The 15,360-nt window shown below is 61.8% G+C and carries 14 protein-coding genes and 2 pseudogenes; 12 read left to right on the plus strand and 4 right to left on the minus strand.

The annotated features are described in order from the left end of the window. Positions 1 to 188: pseudogene (locus tag AC629_RS47150) on the plus strand (Spy/CpxP family protein refolding chaperone); the annotation flags it as partial. A gap of 848 nt (positions 189 to 1,036) precedes the next feature. Here AC629_RS47150 and AC629_RS29005 read toward each other — a convergent pair. Next, a complete protein-coding gene (locus AC629_RS29005; protein WP_245332030.1) occupies positions 1,037 to 1,555 on the minus strand; it encodes a TetR/AcrR family transcriptional regulator in 519 nt (172 codons plus the stop codon). A 298-nt stretch (positions 1,556 to 1,853) separates the two neighbouring features. On the opposite strand from AC629_RS29005, the gene AC629_RS29010 reads away from it, so the two are divergent. From AC629_RS29010 to AC629_RS29020, 3 genes are all read left to right on the plus strand, one after another. Then, positions 1,854 to 3,776 carry a class I adenylate-forming enzyme family protein gene (locus AC629_RS29010; protein WP_084808286.1) on the plus strand — a complete coding sequence of 641 codons (1,923 nt, stop codon included), beginning with the start codon at positions 1,854 to 1,856 and terminating at the stop codon, positions 3,774 to 3,776. Between the two features lie 89 nt (positions 3,777 to 3,865). Further along, entirely contained in the window at positions 3,866 to 5,089 is a 1,224-nt protein-coding gene (locus tag AC629_RS29015; protein WP_084808287.1) for a cytochrome P450, read from the plus strand. Positions 5,090 to 5,114: 25 nt separating this feature from the next. Beyond that, positions 5,115 to 6,386, plus strand: coding sequence for a thiolase family protein (locus tag AC629_RS29020; RefSeq protein WP_084808288.1), 1,272 nt, complete (start codon positions 5,115 to 5,117; stop codon positions 6,384 to 6,386). Here the strand turns inward: AC629_RS29020 and AC629_RS49080 are convergent. Next, positions 6,355 to 6,708 carry a hypothetical protein gene (locus AC629_RS49080; RefSeq protein WP_245332034.1) on the minus strand — a complete coding sequence of 118 codons (354 nt, stop codon included), beginning with the start codon at positions 6,706 to 6,708 and terminating at the stop codon, positions 6,355 to 6,357. The genes AC629_RS29020 and AC629_RS49080 overlap by 32 nt on opposite strands. Here AC629_RS49080 and AC629_RS29025 point away from each other — a divergent pair. Further along, positions 6,610 to 7,398 (plus strand): alpha/beta fold hydrolase, encoded by a 789-nt coding sequence (locus tag AC629_RS29025; protein ID WP_245332033.1) that lies wholly within the window; start codon positions 6,610 to 6,612, stop codon positions 7,396 to 7,398. The two genes, AC629_RS49080 and AC629_RS29025, sit on opposite strands and share 99 nt — an antisense overlap. 167 nt (positions 7,399 to 7,565) lie before the next feature. On the opposite strand, the pseudogene AC629_RS29030 reads toward AC629_RS29025, so the two are convergent. Further along, positions 7,566 to 7,820 (minus strand): annotated as a pseudogene (locus AC629_RS29030) (hypothetical protein); the annotation flags it as partial. Positions 7,821 to 8,021: 201 nt separating this feature from the next. On the opposite strand from AC629_RS29030, the gene AC629_RS29035 reads away from it, so the two are divergent. After that, on the plus strand, positions 8,022 to 8,618 hold the full coding sequence (locus AC629_RS29035; RefSeq protein WP_084808290.1) for an alpha/beta fold hydrolase: 597 nt from the start codon (positions 8,022 to 8,024) through the stop codon (positions 8,616 to 8,618). Between the two features lie 129 nt (positions 8,619 to 8,747). On the opposite strand, the gene AC629_RS29040 is transcribed toward AC629_RS29035, so the two are convergent. Continuing rightward, entirely contained in the window at positions 8,748 to 9,518 is a 771-nt protein-coding gene (locus AC629_RS29040) for an IclR family transcriptional regulator domain-containing protein (RefSeq protein WP_084808291.1), read from the minus strand. A 96-nt stretch (positions 9,519 to 9,614) separates the two neighbouring features. Between AC629_RS29040 and AC629_RS29045 the strand changes: the two genes are divergently transcribed. From AC629_RS29045 to AC629_RS29070, 6 genes are read left to right on the plus strand one after another with little or no spacing between them, the layout of a single operon-like run. After that, positions 9,615 to 10,091: a MaoC family dehydratase gene (locus AC629_RS29045; RefSeq protein WP_084808292.1), complete on the plus strand. Its 477-nt coding sequence runs from the start codon at positions 9,615 to 9,617 to the stop codon at positions 10,089 to 10,091. Between the two features lie 27 nt (positions 10,092 to 10,118). Next, positions 10,119 to 10,571 carry a MaoC family dehydratase gene (locus AC629_RS29050; RefSeq protein ID WP_084808293.1) on the plus strand — a complete coding sequence of 151 codons (453 nt, stop codon included), beginning with the start codon at positions 10,119 to 10,121 and terminating at the stop codon, positions 10,569 to 10,571. 48 nt (positions 10,572 to 10,619) lie between these two features. Next, positions 10,620 to 11,819 carry an FAD-dependent monooxygenase gene (locus AC629_RS29055; RefSeq protein WP_245332031.1) on the plus strand — a complete coding sequence of 400 codons (1,200 nt, stop codon included), beginning with the start codon at positions 10,620 to 10,622 and terminating at the stop codon, positions 11,817 to 11,819. Positions 11,820 to 11,859: 40 nt separating this feature from the next. Further along, positions 11,860 to 12,843, plus strand: coding sequence for a Bug family tripartite tricarboxylate transporter substrate binding protein (locus AC629_RS29060; RefSeq protein ID WP_084808294.1), 984 nt, complete (start codon positions 11,860 to 11,862; stop codon positions 12,841 to 12,843). Between the two features lie 41 nt (positions 12,844 to 12,884). Further along, on the plus strand, positions 12,885 to 13,874 hold the full coding sequence (locus tag AC629_RS29065) for a Bug family tripartite tricarboxylate transporter substrate binding protein (RefSeq protein WP_502693061.1): 990 nt from the start codon (positions 12,885 to 12,887) through the stop codon (positions 13,872 to 13,874). A 27-nt stretch (positions 13,875 to 13,901) separates the two neighbouring features. Continuing rightward, positions 13,902 to 15,083 carry a CaiB/BaiF CoA transferase family protein gene (locus AC629_RS29070; RefSeq protein WP_084808296.1) on the plus strand — a complete coding sequence of 394 codons (1,182 nt, stop codon included), beginning with the start codon at positions 13,902 to 13,904 and terminating at the stop codon, positions 15,081 to 15,083. Positions 15,084 to 15,360 lie beyond the last annotated feature (277 nt).

Raw genomic sequence — 15,360 nt, forward strand, 5'->3', positions numbered from 1 at the left:
CGCTCGATACCTTCTATAACTCGCTGGCCGACGAGCAAAAGGCGGCGTTCGATGCCATCGGCCCCGAGCGAAACGGCGCCACAAATGCGTTAGCCGCCGACAGAGACGAGAGCCCACGGCCTCGTCACCGCCGCCACCGTCATGGCTACAATTACGGCGGCATCATCTTGCGCATGATGGGGCTGTGACACACGTTGACAGCTTTCGTCCTGAGGACCTACGCGCCGTTCTCGGCAAAGAGAAAGTATCCTTTTCCTTGCTGGGAAAGCGGTCTGGTCGACTACTGGGACGACGAACCGGCGGCGCATGCGGCGGCAGCCCTACAACACGGATACGAAGATCACGTTCGGCGCCGGGTCTGGAGCGCCATGCGAGCATCCTGCTGCCGTTCACCCAGCGGATTCTGAAGTCCCTCATCTCGAGATATCAGCACGTTCTCGCAAGGAAGGTCTCTCCCCCACATCCTTACGTCAGGAAGATCCACGATCACGTAAAGACGATCACGGATTTCTGGAAGCTCGAGTTCTACGACCTGAAAGAGTTCACGAAGGACCTCCTCAGTCCGAACGAAGCCAATTTGCTGGGGCAGGCGGGTTGGATACGCAAAACAAGGTCGCGCATCTCGATCCGATCGAACCGGACGTCGTCGCGGGTTTTCCGATTGCTACGAGGCGACGATCAGCGACGTCGACTTCGACATTCTGGGTTGGAACTGGCCGCGCTCCGGGATTTGGACCTGATCCATCAGACTGCGTAGAGCAGCTAATCTCTTCGGAGCGCTGATCTCATTGTTGCGCGTAGGGCATGAGCGGCGACGAGCCGCAGCCCCCTGAGGTTTACTCGATTTGTGTCACGCAACGTCAAGCCGTCATAGGCATCGTCCTCTCGCTCTCGCCGTCCTCCAGCTCTTCACACCATCCCACATCCTGGTTCGGCTATCCGGTTCGAAAACCCGAGGGCCATCATTTGCGCGCCGCGTGTGGCGCATATGTTGCCCAGCGCTTCAACGAACGACGTCGCTGACCGGTTGCCGCGCTCAGGTCCGACGAAGGGCGTTCAACAGCTTTCGTGCGATGCTCGCTGGCGTCTCGCCGCCGGGCCGGTACCAGGTGATTGCCCAATTCATCGATCCGAGCAACCCGAGCCTGAAGATGCGTTGATCGACTCCTGCCGGAAGCTGTAATTCGGCGATCAGTTTCTTGAACACGGCTTCGTAACCGTCGCGGAGTATGACGACCTGTTCGGGAAGACTGTCGACGGAGAGATGCGAGACCAGCACGGCCGCGAAGCGATTCTTGTCCAGCAGGCCCTGCATATGCGCGATGCACGCCGCCTCCAGGCGGGCCCACGGTTCGACACGGCTCGCCACGGCGGCCGTGACCGCATCCATCGATTGCGACACCGCAAAGGAGTAGACCGCGATGAACAAGTCCTCCTTGGACGGAAAGTGATGATAGAGCGAGCCGGGCAGGATGCCGACGGCCGCCGCGATGTCGCGCATCGACGTGTTCTCGTAACCCTTGCTGCCGAACAGTCGCGCAGCCTCGCCGATCAAGACTTGCCGACGCTCGTCCGGGAACTCCCGCTTCGCTTCGGCAGCTCGCGGCCGCGAGGCCGCCTTTGGACGGCGAGTTTGAGATGCGGCGTGGGCGCGTCGGCTTTTCGCGGTCATTTGGCCTAGTTGGGGAGATCCGGCTGGGTTTTCCTCTTATCTGACCAAGCCCGCGCCGTCGAGAACGACGTGTGTCAGTTTTACCAAACAAACGATTGTTTGGTAATTGACTCCAGCGAAGGTGCCCGGGTAGCGTCTGCCGCGCGGTTCGGACAGCCGCGCCAAACGAAAGGGACGGGACATGGGAGCCTGGGAGGTCAAGGGGGCGGCACAAGGCGCGTGCAAATCGTGGCGCGACGTCGATCCGATGCTTGCCGACCGTGTCACTAAAGTCACGGCTCCGCTCGGGCGCGGCATCGCGTGGGAGGGTACGGAGATCTGGGCATATCGCGACCGGCCGCAAAGCGTTTCGGAGTGCCTGGCTGCCAATGTGGCACGCTGGCCTGACCGCGAGGCTTACGTCTTCTATCCCGGCGGTCAGAGGATGACCTGGCGTGAAGTCGGAGCGCAGGTCGATCGCGCGGCTGCGCGGTTGCGGCGCGAGTTCGGTTTCAAGAAGCGTGACAGGCTGTGTCTGCTGACGGCGGGATGCCCGGAATACGTCATTAGCTATCTCGCCATCGTTCAACTTGGCGGCGTCGCGGTGCCGGTCAATCTCGGGCTCCCGGCAGAAGGATTGGCCGCCCAGATCAATAAGGTCGGAGCCAGGGGGCTTTTGGTATCGCCAGATGTCTGGAACGGAAAACTTGGATCGCTGCGAGCCGATCTCGGGAGTGTGGAGGTGGTCTTCCTGACAGGTCAGGAAGCCCCGGCCGGAACGCTTCCCTTCGCACAACTCACCCAGCCCGGTATCGATCCGGTCGCGCATGAACCGGTCGATGAGTGGGACCTGTGCGCTATTTCCTTCACGTCCGGCACAACCGGAGTGCCGAAGGGAACGATGGCCATGCACATCAATGCCATCGGCTGCGCGCAGAACGTGGTGGTGGCAGCGAAGGGCCTTTGCGAGGACGACGTTAACTTGTGCATGCCGCCGCTCTATCACAACACCGCCGTTTACGCCGACTTCCTGCCCGCGCTGCTCAGCGGCGGCAAATGCGTGGTCATGGCGGCGTTCGCGCCGCTCGATGCGATCAAGCTGATCGAAGCCGAGCGGGCGACGTGGGCCGTGGCGGCGCCGATCATGCTGTGGATGATGATGAACCATCCGGAATTCCGCACTCACGACTGTTCGACGCTCAAGAAGATCATCTTTGGCGGCCACGCGTCGTCGGAGACGTTCATCACCCAGCTTAATTCCGAGTTTGCGCCGATCGCCATGGTGAATGCCGGCTCGGTCTCGGAAAGCACCGCACTCGGCTTTGCGCTGCCGACCGACGACGCAATACGCAAGATTGCCAGCTGCGGTCTCGCAACGCCGAACACCGACATTGCGATTTTTGACGACGATGGCAACGAGGTGCGTGAGCCCAACGTGATCGGCGAAGTCGCATATCGCGGTCAGCAGACCAACGCTGGATACTGGGAAGAGCCAAGCAAGACCGCCGAGGTGTTCCGGCGCGATGGCTTCGTGCTCTCGGGCGACTGGGCCAAGATCGACGAGGAGGGCTATCTCTGGCTGCTCGACCGCAAGAAGGACATGGTCGTTCGCGGCGGTCAGAACGTCTATTGCATCGAGGTCGAGAACAAGCTCTACCTGCACCCCAAGGTGCTGCGCGCGGCCGTGGTGGGCGTGCCCGACCATGTCTTTTCCGAGCGCCTCAAGGCCGTGGTGGTGCTCAAGCCAGGCCATAGCGCGACGCCGGACGAGATTCGCGACCATTGCGCCAAGCATCTCGCGAAGTACGAGACGCCTGAATACGTCGTCTTCGCGAGCACGCTGCCGACCAATCCCGCGGGCAAGACCCTCAAGACGTCACTGGTCGACTTCTGGGGCGAGAGCGACAACACCGCGCTCGCGCGGTTGGCGGCATTCAACGCCAGCATGCCGCCTGCGCTGATCGATATGCCGCATCTGAAGGTCGGCGACAGCCCGGTCACGCCGCGCGAAGCGTTATCGGAACTCGAGGCGAATACGGACGGGGGCCGGCGCATTGCGCGCGTCATCGACGAGCAAGGTGTCGCCGGGCTGACCACGCCGAACGAGGCCAGATTCCGCAAGTGAGTGCCGAGCCGGGACCTCGTGGAGGTAGATCCGCCGATCATATCCGTCGCGCCCCGTGCAAGCGCGCCGGATGAGGAGATTGTTGAACGATGCTGAACCTTGACTTCGCTGATCCAAAGATCAACGCCGACCCATTTCCTCTGTTCGCGCAACTGCGGGAGAGCGATCCGGTCCATTGGTCGTCGGCCATGAAAGCGTGGGTCGTCACGCGTTACGAGGACGTCAAGCGCGTGGCGGTGGCCAATTCTGACATGTCCGCGGATCGACTGGCGCCATTCTTCGCGGCGGCGCCGGCGGAAAGCCGGAGCAGCTATGCCAGCCTGATGACCTATCTCGGGAACTGGATGGTTTTTCGCGATCCTCCCGAGCACACCCGCCTGCGTCGCCTCTTCACCAAGGCTTTCACGTCGCGTTCGGTGAAGGCGCTGGAGCCGAATGTCGAGCAGATCGTCGGGTTGCTGTTCGATGAGATGGAGCGCAAGTCGGCCTCGGGAGGAGCCGTCGATTGGATCGCCGACTTCGCCTATCCGTTGCCGGCAACCGTGATGATGGATCTGCTCGGCGTTCCCCGCGAGGATCTGCTGCAGGTGAAGCAATGGTCGGACGATATCGCGCTGTTCATCGGGACGTCGCGAACGACGGCGGACAAGTATCGGCGCGCCGAAGCCGGGGCGAAGGCCATGGCGGACTATTTCCGCGGCGTCGTTGCGGAACGCGCCGCCGATCCGCGGGATGACATCATCAGCCAGATGGTGTTGGCGCGAGAAGAGCAGGAGGCACTAAGTGACGATGAGGTGATCGCAACCTGCATCCTGCTGTTGTTTGCCGGACACGAAACCACGACCAACCTGCTGGGCAACGGCCTCTACTATACGATGAAGTCACGGGAACAGTGGGAGCGCGTCAAGGATGATCCCTCGCTGATCGAGCCGGCGGTCGAGGAGTGGCTGCGCTATGACGGCCCGAGCGGCGCCCTCGCACGCGTGGTCACGGCCGACGTCGATTTCGGCGGCAGGCGGTTGCAGCAGGGGCAGCGGTTGTTCGCCTTCATCAATGCGGCCAACCGCGATTCCGAGCAGTTTCCGGATGCGGATTGCTTTGACGTCGGCCGATCGCCCAATGCACATCTAACCTTCGGGCACGGCATTCATTTCTGCCTGGGTGCCCAGCTCGCGCGGCTCGAGGGTCAAATCGCGCTGCGTTCGTTGATCGAGCGCTTTCCCGGGATCGCGCCGGCGACCGCGAGCGCGCCGGAATGGAAGGACTCGCTGATTTTGCGCGGCCTGCAATCACTGCCGGTTCGTCTGCGTTGATGCGGGTCTGACAGGAGTGAAGCGGATGGACAGGATTCCCGAGGTTTACGTCATTGGAACGGCTTGTACCGCCTTCGGAAAGAAGCCCGAGATTGGCTTCAAGGAGCTCGCGCGCGAGGCCTACTTTGGCGTTCTGGTGGATGCCGGGATCGAGGATGGCCGCGACATCGCGATGGCGTGGTTCGGCAATTGTGGAATGGGCTCGTTCGGGCAACGTAACATCCGCGGACAGGTTTGTTTCTCGCCGCTGGTTCGGGAGAAGCTTTTTCCCGAGCGCGTCCCGATGATGAATGTCGAGGGCGGTTGCGCCACCGCCTCCCAGGCGTTTCACGGAGCGTGGAAGGATATCGCGTCAGGCGATTCGCAGCTGTCGCTCGCCATCGGGGTCGAGAAGACATTCATTCCGGACGGTGCGGCGCGAACCCAGGAGATATTCGACGGCGGCATCGATCGTCTGGATCCAGACGAATGGCTTGCCTACTACGGCGATGCCGGCAAGATATGCGGCAAGCGGTTCGAGCCCGGCGCGAAGCGCGGCACAATCTTCATGGATACCTACGCCATGCAGGCGGCGTATCACATGACGCGTTACGGCACGACGCCGCGTCAGATCGCTACAGGCGCAGCGAAGAACCACATGCATGGTAGCCTCAATCCTCTTGCACAATACCGCTTCAGGCTGACGGTCGATGAGGTGCTGGGCGATCGTGAAGTCAGCTATCCGCTGACGCGCAGCATGTGCGCGCCAATCGGTGATGGAGCTGCGGCCGCGCTCGTCTGTTCGAGGGATTACCTCGCCGCGTTGCCGGCCCGCGTGCGAGACCGCGCGGTCAAGGTGCGCGCCAGCACCATGTCCGGTGGCAAATACCGCTCGCTCGACGAGCCCGGACTGTCACGTATTGCCGCCGACCGCGCCTACAGGATGTCAGGGCTCTCACCGTCAGACATCGATATCGCGGAAGTGCACGACGCGACGTCATTCTGCGAGATCTATCAGGCCGAGATGCTGCGGTTTTGCGAGGAAGGGCAGGGAGGCGCCTATGTCGAATCTGGCGCAACCACGCTTGGCGGGGAACGCCCCGTCAACCTGTCCGGTGGGCTTGTCTCCAAGGGACATCCTATCGGAGCGACCGGCTTGTCGATGATTCATGAGCTTGTCCTGCAACTGCGCGGAGAGGCCGGTGAACGGCAGGCGGAAAGGGCGCGAATTGCGCTTGCCGAAAACGGCGGCGGCGTCATGGGGTTTGACGAAGCTGCGTGTGCAATTACGATTCTGGAGAAGCTGGAGTCGGATTGATCAGCAGGACACGGCCGGTGTGCGCATCCATCGATGGCTGGATGAGCTTGATCGAGCCGTTGATCAGAATGCTGACCGCTGCGCGACGCCGGAAGGCTCGTGATCCCAGCCAAGTCTGTGAGGTAGAATGTCGATCGAGCCGCGCCGCGTCCGCTTCACGGGCGTTGAAGGGAACAACATCGAAGGTGACATCTATGGTCGCGGCGCCCGTACGGCGCTCCTGCTGCATGGCGGCGGCCAAACCCGGCACGCTTGGCGCGCGACAGCGAAGCGGCTCGCGAACCGCGGCTTCACTGCTATCGCTGTCGACCAGCGCGGCCACGGGAGTAGTGCTTGGATCGATAGCGGGGCCTATGCGCTCGAAGACTACGGGCGAGATGCTGCATCGCTTGGTCGCCAAATCGAGCAGCTTTTCGGCACGAGACCGGCGGCGATCGGAGCTTCGCTCGGCGGGCTTGCCTCGCTATACGCGCTAGGACAGGACGTCTGCTTCTCGGCGTTGGTCCTCGTCGATATAGCGCCGCGGGTAGAGCCGAAGGGGGTGGCCCAGGTCAGGGATTTCATGCGTGCGCGCGCAACCGAAGGGTTCGTCAGCATAGATGAGGCTGCCGAAATGGTGGCGGCATATTTGCCGCACCGAACAAAGCCGCGCTCCACCGATGGTCTGCGGAGGAATTTGAATCAGCGCTCCGATGGGCGTTGGTATTGGCACTGGGACCCACGCTTCTGGGACGGTCATCGCAGCGTCAATGCGGCTGGGGACGCGCTCCACGATCATCTCGAAAAGATCGCTCGTGGCCTGACCGTGCCGACGCTGCTCGTACGCGGCGGCTCGTCAGACATTGTCTCCGTCGAGAGCGCAGAATCCTTCCGCAAGCTCGCGCCGCAGGCGCAGATTATTGACGTCAGCGGTGCCGGTCATATGGTCGCGGGCGACAGGAATGACGCGTTTGCCGATGCTATCCTGGGCTTCCTGGAGCACCGCGTGGGCGGTGGCGAGGCGATTCTTTGAGCGGTGGGTTGATATGTCCCAGCTAGCTCATCTAGCCGCAAACTGACGATCTCAAGTCGCTTGACCCGACGGAGCGAATCCGTCGCTGTGATGGTCCGCACGGTGTGAGCCACGAGAGCGGCTTTCGCTAACGCACCCTCCGTTGAGGATGCGGTTTGAAAAGGAGATCAAACTGCCGGCGTCGAAGTCCGGCAGCCAACCGAGCCGTCGCCCCAGCTCTTAGCCAGGGCGCAGCGGCCTTCGTGCAGCGGCTGGAACGCGTCGCTTGCCGGGATCGTTGCGACGAGCTTGTAGAGGTCCCATTCGCCCTTCGATTCGGACGGCTTCTTGACCTCGAACAGGTACATGTCGTGGATCTTGCGGCCGTCAGCCCGGAGTTGTCCCTTGCCGAAAAGTATGTCGTCTGGCGGGGTGGCCTTCATGTCGAGACCTATATGGACGTCGCGGGGATCCCGCTGCGGCTGGTGAGAGGCGGCCAGGGAAGTCGCATTCTGTTCCTTCATGGTGCCGCCGGCCTGCAGGGATGGCTGCCGTTCTTCGAGGCGCTCAGCGCGTCGCACGAAGTCGTGGCGACATAGCATCCCGGCTTCGGTCTTTCGCACGCCCAGACCTGGGCCGACACGATGGCGAAGTTGGCCGACTTTTACGTTTCGGTGCTCAAGAACTCCGAACTCGGAAAAGTGCATCTCATCGGTAGCTCGCTTGGCGGGTGGCTCGCAAGCGAGATTGCGGTCCGCGATCAATCGCTGCTGCGAAGTCTCGTGCTGCTTGCCCCCGCGAGCATGAACTCGCCCGAAATCCCCGTGCCGGACCTCCTAAGCTGGTCTTATCCGGAATTGCTGAGGCAGGTGCTCGCCGACCCCAAGATCGCTGAACAGGTTCTTTCGCAACCGCTCTCGGCGGCGCAGCAGGAGCTGCGAGCGAACAATGGTATTGCCGTCGCGCGTCTTGGGCGCGCGGGCTTGCATAATCCTGCGCTGGCCCAATCGCTGTCGACGGTGAAGATCGCCACGACGATCATTTGGGGAGATACGGATCGCGTAACTCCAACGGATATGCGCCGTTGTGGAAGCATGCGATGCCGCATGCGCGCTTGCATATCATTCCGCAGTGCGACCATCTCCCCCAGGTGGAACGACTGTCGAACGCCTTGGAGGCGATTGGACCACAGCTCGCAGACTAGCGCCGAGCGATCCGTTCCTGCGCGAGCCTTCGGATAGCTAATTCCTCAAAGTCGAGTAGGGGCAGGCAATCAAATGGCCTGCCCCTAATGTGTTTCGAGAGGACGAGTTCCTACACAATCGGCCCGTAGCCGACATGATGTCCTGCAATCGCCAGGCGCTCTTGAATCACGACAGCGAGACCGATTGAGTCCGAATGTCCTGGGCGGTCTTCTGAAGCCGCACGAGATACCGTTTCTTTGCAGCGGCCTCGTTCAGCGTGCCGGAAATCAAATTGATGCTGATCGCTGCGACGACGCTGCCGCCCTGGTCGCGAATTGGAACAGCGATGCCGCAAATCGCTGGATCGAGTTCGCCATCGACCCAGGAGTAGCCTCGCTCATACGTCAACTGCAGTTCCCGAGCGAGCCGCTTGGTGTCGATGATCGTGCGTGGCGTAACTGACTTGAGCGGCGTGGTCGCGAGGTATTGTTCTTGCTGGTCCGATGGGAGATTGGCCAGAAGCACGCGCCCCAGCGAGACGAGGTGCGCGGGAAGGCGGCTGCCAATGCCGAGATTGGCGGAGAGGATTCGCCGCGCGGGAAGTCTCAGCGCGTAGACGATGTCGGTTTCATCGAGCACGGCGAGCGCGCAGGATTCGCCGATGTCATTGCGGAGATCTTCGAGCGCCCGCTGGGCATAGCCCCAGAACGGCAGCGCGTTGAGATAGGACAATCCAAGACCCAGCGCGCGAGGCCGCAAGCGGAAGTAGCGGCCGTCGGCTTCGCAATACTTCAACTTGACCAGGGTTGCGAGCATGCGCCGCGCGGTTGCGCGATTGAGGCCTGCGTGGTCAGCGGCCTCTGACAGCGTGTGCCGCCCCGGCGAACGGCCAAGCGCTTCGATCAAGGCGAAGCCTCGCTCAATCGCGCGTACGTATCCATCACTCTCTTTCGGCATTCGTCGACAGCCCCTTGCGGAGTCAGAAGGTTCCGCGCATAGTGTTCATAAATCGACTAATTCGTTCGCCAGGCGAACAGTATGGGAGAACCCGCGATGACGCAAGCGCCCGCATTCGAGACCGACTTCTGGAAAGACGCCAATTTGCGAAAGGTGTGGGACGAGATCGTCCCCGGCGAACCGCGCAAGACGATCCCATACAAGCTGACGCTGGAAGCCATTCAGCTCTACTGCCGCTCCGTCGGTGAGGATCACCCGCTCTACTTCGACGAGGCATACGCCAAGACGACTTCGTATGGCGGGCTGATCGCGCCGCCGTCGATCCACATTCTGCTGATGTTTGCCTGCACCCCGACTGACGACTGGATGCGAACGCCGGGCACCATCAATGCCGGCCAGTCTTGGAGCTACAACAAGCCGGCGCGGCCCGGCGACGCCATCACCTTGCAGGCCCGCGCACTGGACAAGTTCATCAAGCGCGAGCGCCTCTTCGTCGTTCACGACAACGTCTTCTTCAACCAGCATGGCGACGTCATCTGCTCCGGTCGCGGCCAGACCATCCGCCCCGCGTAATCGCAGCAAGAGACAGGGAAACACGGCATGAGCACCAGCTTCGAAAATCTCGCCGTCGGCGATACGATCAACGGTCCGAAATTCGACGTCTCGCGGGAATCGATCCGTCTTTTTTGCGACGGGTCGCTCGACTACAACCCGCTGCATCTCGACGACGACTATATGAAGAACAGTTTCGGCAAGACCAATTTCGGTGGCATCATCATGCACGGCATGAACAATTTCGGGCTGATCACCCGGATGCTGACCGATTGGGCCTATCCCGCCGGCGCTATTCAGCGCCGCCTGGAGACGCGCTGGCTCAAGCCGGTCAAGCCGGGCGACACAATTACGCCCGTGGGCGTGGTGAAGTCCAAGCAGTCGACGCAGAAATCACGTTGGGTGCTGATCGATGTATTGGTCCGCAATCAGAGGGACGAACACGTCGCGGCCGGTGAAGCCATGGTCGAATTCCCGTTATCCGGTTCAACCGTGGCCTGACCGGTGAGTAAAACGAGGATTGCGATCGCAGGCGCGGGTGTCGGCGGCTTGACCGCCGCGCTCAGCCTGCATGCGGCAGGCTTTGACAACGTGGTCTTGCTCGAGGCCGCACGTGAAATTCGCGACGTCGGCGTCGGCATCAATCTTCCGCCGCACGCGGTTCGCGAACTGAGCGAATTGGGGCTCGAGGAAGAGCTCGCGCGATCAGGATTGCCGACCAAGGAATTGGCCTATTACGATCCCGCCGGCCAATTGATTTGGGCCGAACCTCGCGGTCGCGATGCCGGATACCGCTGGCCGCAATACTCTATCCATCGCGGTCAGCTGCAACGCATTCTTGTAGAGGCCGTACGCAAACGTCTGGGCCCGTCAGCCATCAAGACCGGGCAGCGCGTGTTCCGCGTGGATCAAGAAGACGCCGGGCAAGTGCACGTCGGAGCGATCGACCAATCCTCGGGTCAATCGGTATCCCATTTCGCCGATGTGCTCGTTGCGGCCGACGGTATCCGTTCGGTGATCAGGGACGGCCTAAGCGGCGGCGTGACGCCGATCGCATCAAACGGCTGGGTCATGTATCGCGGCATCACCCGTGCCGAGTCGTTTCTCACCGGGGCGACGATGATCATCCTGGGCGACGAGAGACAGCGGACTGTGGTCTACCCGATCGCGCCCGGCCTGCTCAACTGGCTGCTGGTGCGCCCGCGAGGAGATGCTGCTGCCGCCGAGTTGGGCAATTGGAACGTATCCGTTTCACCCGAGGTCGTGGCGTCGTACGTCGATCAGTATCGTTTCGACTGGCTGGACATTCATCGCCTCGTCGGCGCGGCGTCCGAAGCCTATGAATATCCGATGGCTGACATCGATCCGCTGCCGCGTTGGGTGTTTGGCCGCTGCGCGCTGCTCGGCGATGCCGCGCACGCGATGTATCCTTTCGGATCCAATGGCGCTTCGCAGGCCATTCTCGATGCGCGTGTGTTTGCTTACGAGCTTGCGAGTGCTCCCACGATTGACGAAGCGCTGAACGGCTATGAGACGCGTCGCCGCCCGGTAGCGAGCGGCGTGCAATTGGCGAACCGTCGTCAGGCCGGCGACGTCATGGCCAAAGTGAGCGCCATGGCCCGGCGTGGTGCCCACGGCGATGCCGCAAGCGAACTGCAGGGCGCCGAGCGCAGCTACCGGCAACTCGCTGGCTTCGACGTCGACGAGCTGAACAATCGCAAGTCCTGGAGCGTGCGGGTGCGCTCGTAACCGGGACGGGTCGAAACGAAACGATATGGGAGGTGTACGGATGAGATTGCTTGGTGGCGGGTTGCGCCGGGGAATAATTGCCGCGGCGTTACTTGCGGGACAATGCCTGATTGCGACCGCGCAGGAAGCCTACCCGACCCGATCGATCCGGCTGCTCGTAGGATTCGCGGCAGGCGGTGCCACCGACGTTACCTTCCGCAAACTTGGCGAACTTGCATCCAAGCAACTCGGCCAGCCGATCATCATCGAGAATAAGCCCGGCGCAGGCGCCACGCTCGCGCCCTCCACCATGGCAAAGACCGAAAAGCCGGACGGCTACACGGTCGCGGTCGCGACAGCAGGATTGCTGCGCTATCCCTACATGCAGAAGGTCGATTGGGACCCAATCAAGGACTTCACCTGGATTGCCGGTCTCGGCGGTTACAGCTTTGCGCTCGCGGTCAACGCGGACTCGCCCCTGAAAAACATTGGCGACCTCATCGCGTATGCCAAGGAGAACCCGGGCAAGGTGACGATTGCGACCGCCGGCGCCGGCACCACCATGCATCTGCTGGCGGAGGCACTGGCCGGAATGGCAGAAATCGAGATCACGCATGTCGGCTATCGCGGCAGCAGCGAGGCCGGCACCGCCGTGCTCGGCGGTCACACCATGGCCACGGTCGATGCGGTCGGCACCATCCTGCCCAATATCGAGTCAGGCAAGATGCGCGTTCTGCTGTCCTTCGATGCGCAGCCGACGGACTGGCTGCGGGGCGTACCGACGGCGAAAAGCCTGGGTTACGACCTCGTCTATCCCGCGCCGTACGGACTTGTCGGGCCCAAGGACATGCCCGCGCCGATCGTCGACAAGCTGTATCAGGCGTTCAAGGCCGCGGCCGAAAGTGACGAGTATCGCAAACTGCTCGAGACGTTGAAGCAGACGGAATGGCATCGTGCGCCGCGCGAGTACGAGCAATGGGCAAAAGAATTCTATGTTTCGGAGCGTTCGCTTGTCGATCGCGCCAAGCTTTTGCGACAGCCATAAGAGAGGCAAGCGCGCGGCTCGACCGCTGATCGGAGAAGTACATGACCTGGATTACAAAAATGAAGATGCTCCGGCTCGCTATCGGTCTGGCGTTGCTGTCGCTTACGGTCTCGCTGGCTCCCGCATCTGCCCAGCAATTTCCGCCAAGCCAGATCAAGATTGTGGTTCCCTTCCCGGCGGGTGGCACGACGGACATCCTTGCGCGCTTCATCGCTCAATATCTCGGCGAGAAGCTCGGGGTCCCGACCATCGTGGAAAACCGCGCTGGTGCGTCGGGCACCATCGGGTCCGAGATGGTGGCGAAATCCCCGGCGGACGGCAGCGTGCTGCTGATCACCGCAACCCATCACGTAATCAATCCAAGCTTGTTCCGCAAACTGCCATACGACACCGAAACCGCGTTCTCGCCGGTGGCGGTGGTCGCGAGTGCGCCGAATGCGCTTGTGGTTTCCAAGGAGTTCCCGGCGAAGACCGTCGCCGAACTGATCGCCATGGCCAAGAAAGATCCGGGCAAGCTGTCGTTCGGCTCCTCAGGCATCGGCGGCGCCAATCATCTGTCCGGCGAACTGTTCAAGCAAATGGCGGGCGTCGATATCGTTCACATTCCCTACAAGGGCGCCGCGCCGGCAATGAACGATCTGCTCGGCGGCCATATCCCGATCATGTTCGACACGCTGCCGACCGTGCTTCCGGCCGCTTCGGCCGGCAATATTCGCGTGCTCGCCGTCACCAGCATGACGCGCGCCGCCTCGCTTCCCGACGTTCCGACGCTCGACGAGGCCGGCGTCAAGGGTTTTGAGGCGACGGCGTGGTTTGGCCTCTACATGCCGGCGGCCAATGGCAATGCGGCCTATACCCGCCTGGTGGAAGTGATGAAGGAAATCCTGGCCACGCCGGCGATCGCCGAGAAGTTTGCAACTCAAGGCGTCGCCCCCGGCAAACTGTCGGGTGCTGATTTCACGCGCTTTGTGGATGCCGAAATCAAGAAATGGTCTGCCGTAGTGAAGACGGCCAACGTACCCCTGGAATAGGCGCACGCAGACACAGACGAAAGCATCATGACCGACAAGGAAGCCTTCAGTGGAGTTCGTGTCCTGGATCTTAGCCAGGGCATCGCGGGACCTCACAGCGCGATGCTGCTGGCGCAGCATGGCGCCGACGTCATCAAGGTGGAGCCGATCGCAGGAGATTGGGGGCGTACCCTCGGCCGCCCCTACGGTCAGAACACCGCGCACTCGATCGCCTTCAACCGGGGTAAGCGGTCGATCGCCCTCGATCTGACCAAACCGCGCGGGCTCGAAGTCGGGCGCATGCTGATGAAGCAGAGCGACGTCGTCATCGAGGCGTTCCGGCCCGGCGTGATGGCGAAATACGGTCTGGCCTATGAGGACGCGAAGGCCGCCAATCCCGGCATCGTCTATTTGTCGATCAATGGATTTGGCAGCCGGGGCCCCAATGCGATGCTGCCGGTGACAGACGCGGTGATTCAGGCCTTTTCGGGTTTGATGACGGTCGCCCGGTCAAGCGATGGTGTTCCCAACCGTCTCACCATGATCCCGGTCGACGTCGTCACCGGTCTCTACGCGTTCCAGTCGGTCGCGACCGCGCTGGTGCGCAAGTTTCGGTTTGGAACAGGCAGCCATATCGAAGCCAGCCTGATGCAGGCGGCAGCGGCATTCCAGGCGGCAAAGATCATGGAATATCATCTGGAAGGCGGCGAGCCGCAGCCGCTCTATTCTCCTGTCGCGACGATGCGCACCAGCGACGGTTATCTCAACGTCACGGCGATGCGGGAGCAGCACTTCGCTGCCCTGTGCGAAGTCATTGGACGGCCCGAGGTGGCGGCCAATCCAGACTATCAAGGCCGTGAACTACGGATAAAAAACGAAGCGTCTTTGCTTGCGATCCTGCGTACGGAGTTCGCCAAACAGCCAACCGGCCATTGGGCGGAAAAATTGACGGCGGTCGGCGTGATGAACGCGCCGGTGCAGACTTACGGCGATTTTCTCGATCATCCGCAAACCAAGGCTCTCAGCGCGGTGGAATATGTCGAACATCCCGGCGTCGGCACGATTGCGGTCGCGCAGATACCGGGTACGCCCCCCGTTGCGAGCCAACCGATCAGCCGCAGCCGGTCGCCTTTGATCGGTGAACACACTGCTGAAATCCTCGGCGAAATCGGTTTCGATGAGGCTGAAATCTGCGCAATGCAGGTGGACGAGTCGATCGCCGTGCAATGAAGAACGTCGTGACGGACGACAGTCGGATCCGAATCGAGTTCCCTGTGAGCCGGCATAGTTCGCGGCGCAAGGTTGCAGAGTCTGTCCGATAAGGCAGAGAGCCCACAGCTTTCGCAAGGATCCTTGCGACCGTTCTTGGCAGATTGGCGTGAACCTCGCGATCCTGCCGTATGCGGTGCCCCCAAAATTGATCTGGGCAGGCCCCCTAAGCCCCGAGACGGAGGTAACGGTGCCATGGACGAGATCGAAGCAAAGACCATCCGCAAGATCATGTGGC

It is taken from the genome of Bradyrhizobium sp. NAS80.1 (assembly GCF_001908205.1).
In the GTDB taxonomy this organism is placed as follows: domain Bacteria; phylum Pseudomonadota; class Alphaproteobacteria; order Rhizobiales; family Xanthobacteraceae; genus Bradyrhizobium.

What these genes read in the sequence shown, in the direction of transcription:
- AC629_RS29010 (WP_084808286.1), top strand. Translation starts at nt 1,854, where the DNA reads ATGGGAGCCTGGGAGGTCAAGGGGGCGGCACAAGGCGCGTGCAAATCG.
- AC629_RS29015 (WP_084808287.1), top strand. Translation starts at nt 3,866, where the DNA reads ATGCTGAACCTTGACTTCGCTGATCCAAAGATCAACGCCGACCCATTT.
- AC629_RS29020 (WP_084808288.1), top strand. Translation starts at nt 5,115, where the DNA reads ATGGACAGGATTCCCGAGGTTTACGTCATTGGAACGGCTTGTACCGCC.
- AC629_RS29035 (WP_084808290.1), top strand. Translation starts at nt 8,022, where the DNA reads ATGGCGAAGTTGGCCGACTTTTACGTTTCGGTGCTCAAGAACTCCGAA.
- AC629_RS29040 (WP_084808291.1), bottom strand. Translation starts at nt 9,518, where the DNA reads ATGCCGAAAGAGAGTGATGGATACGTACGCGCGATTGAGCGAGGCTTC.
- AC629_RS29045 (WP_084808292.1), top strand. Translation starts at nt 9,615, where the DNA reads ATGACGCAAGCGCCCGCATTCGAGACCGACTTCTGGAAAGACGCCAAT.
- AC629_RS29050 (WP_084808293.1), top strand. Translation starts at nt 10,119, where the DNA reads ATGAGCACCAGCTTCGAAAATCTCGCCGTCGGCGATACGATCAACGGT.
- AC629_RS29060 (WP_084808294.1), top strand. Translation starts at nt 11,860, where the DNA reads ATGAGATTGCTTGGTGGCGGGTTGCGCCGGGGAATAATTGCCGCGGCG.
- AC629_RS29065 (WP_502693061.1), top strand. Translation starts at nt 12,885, where the DNA reads ATGACCTGGATTACAAAAATGAAGATGCTCCGGCTCGCTATCGGTCTG.
- AC629_RS29070 (WP_084808296.1), top strand. Translation starts at nt 13,902, where the DNA reads ATGACCGACAAGGAAGCCTTCAGTGGAGTTCGTGTCCTGGATCTTAGC.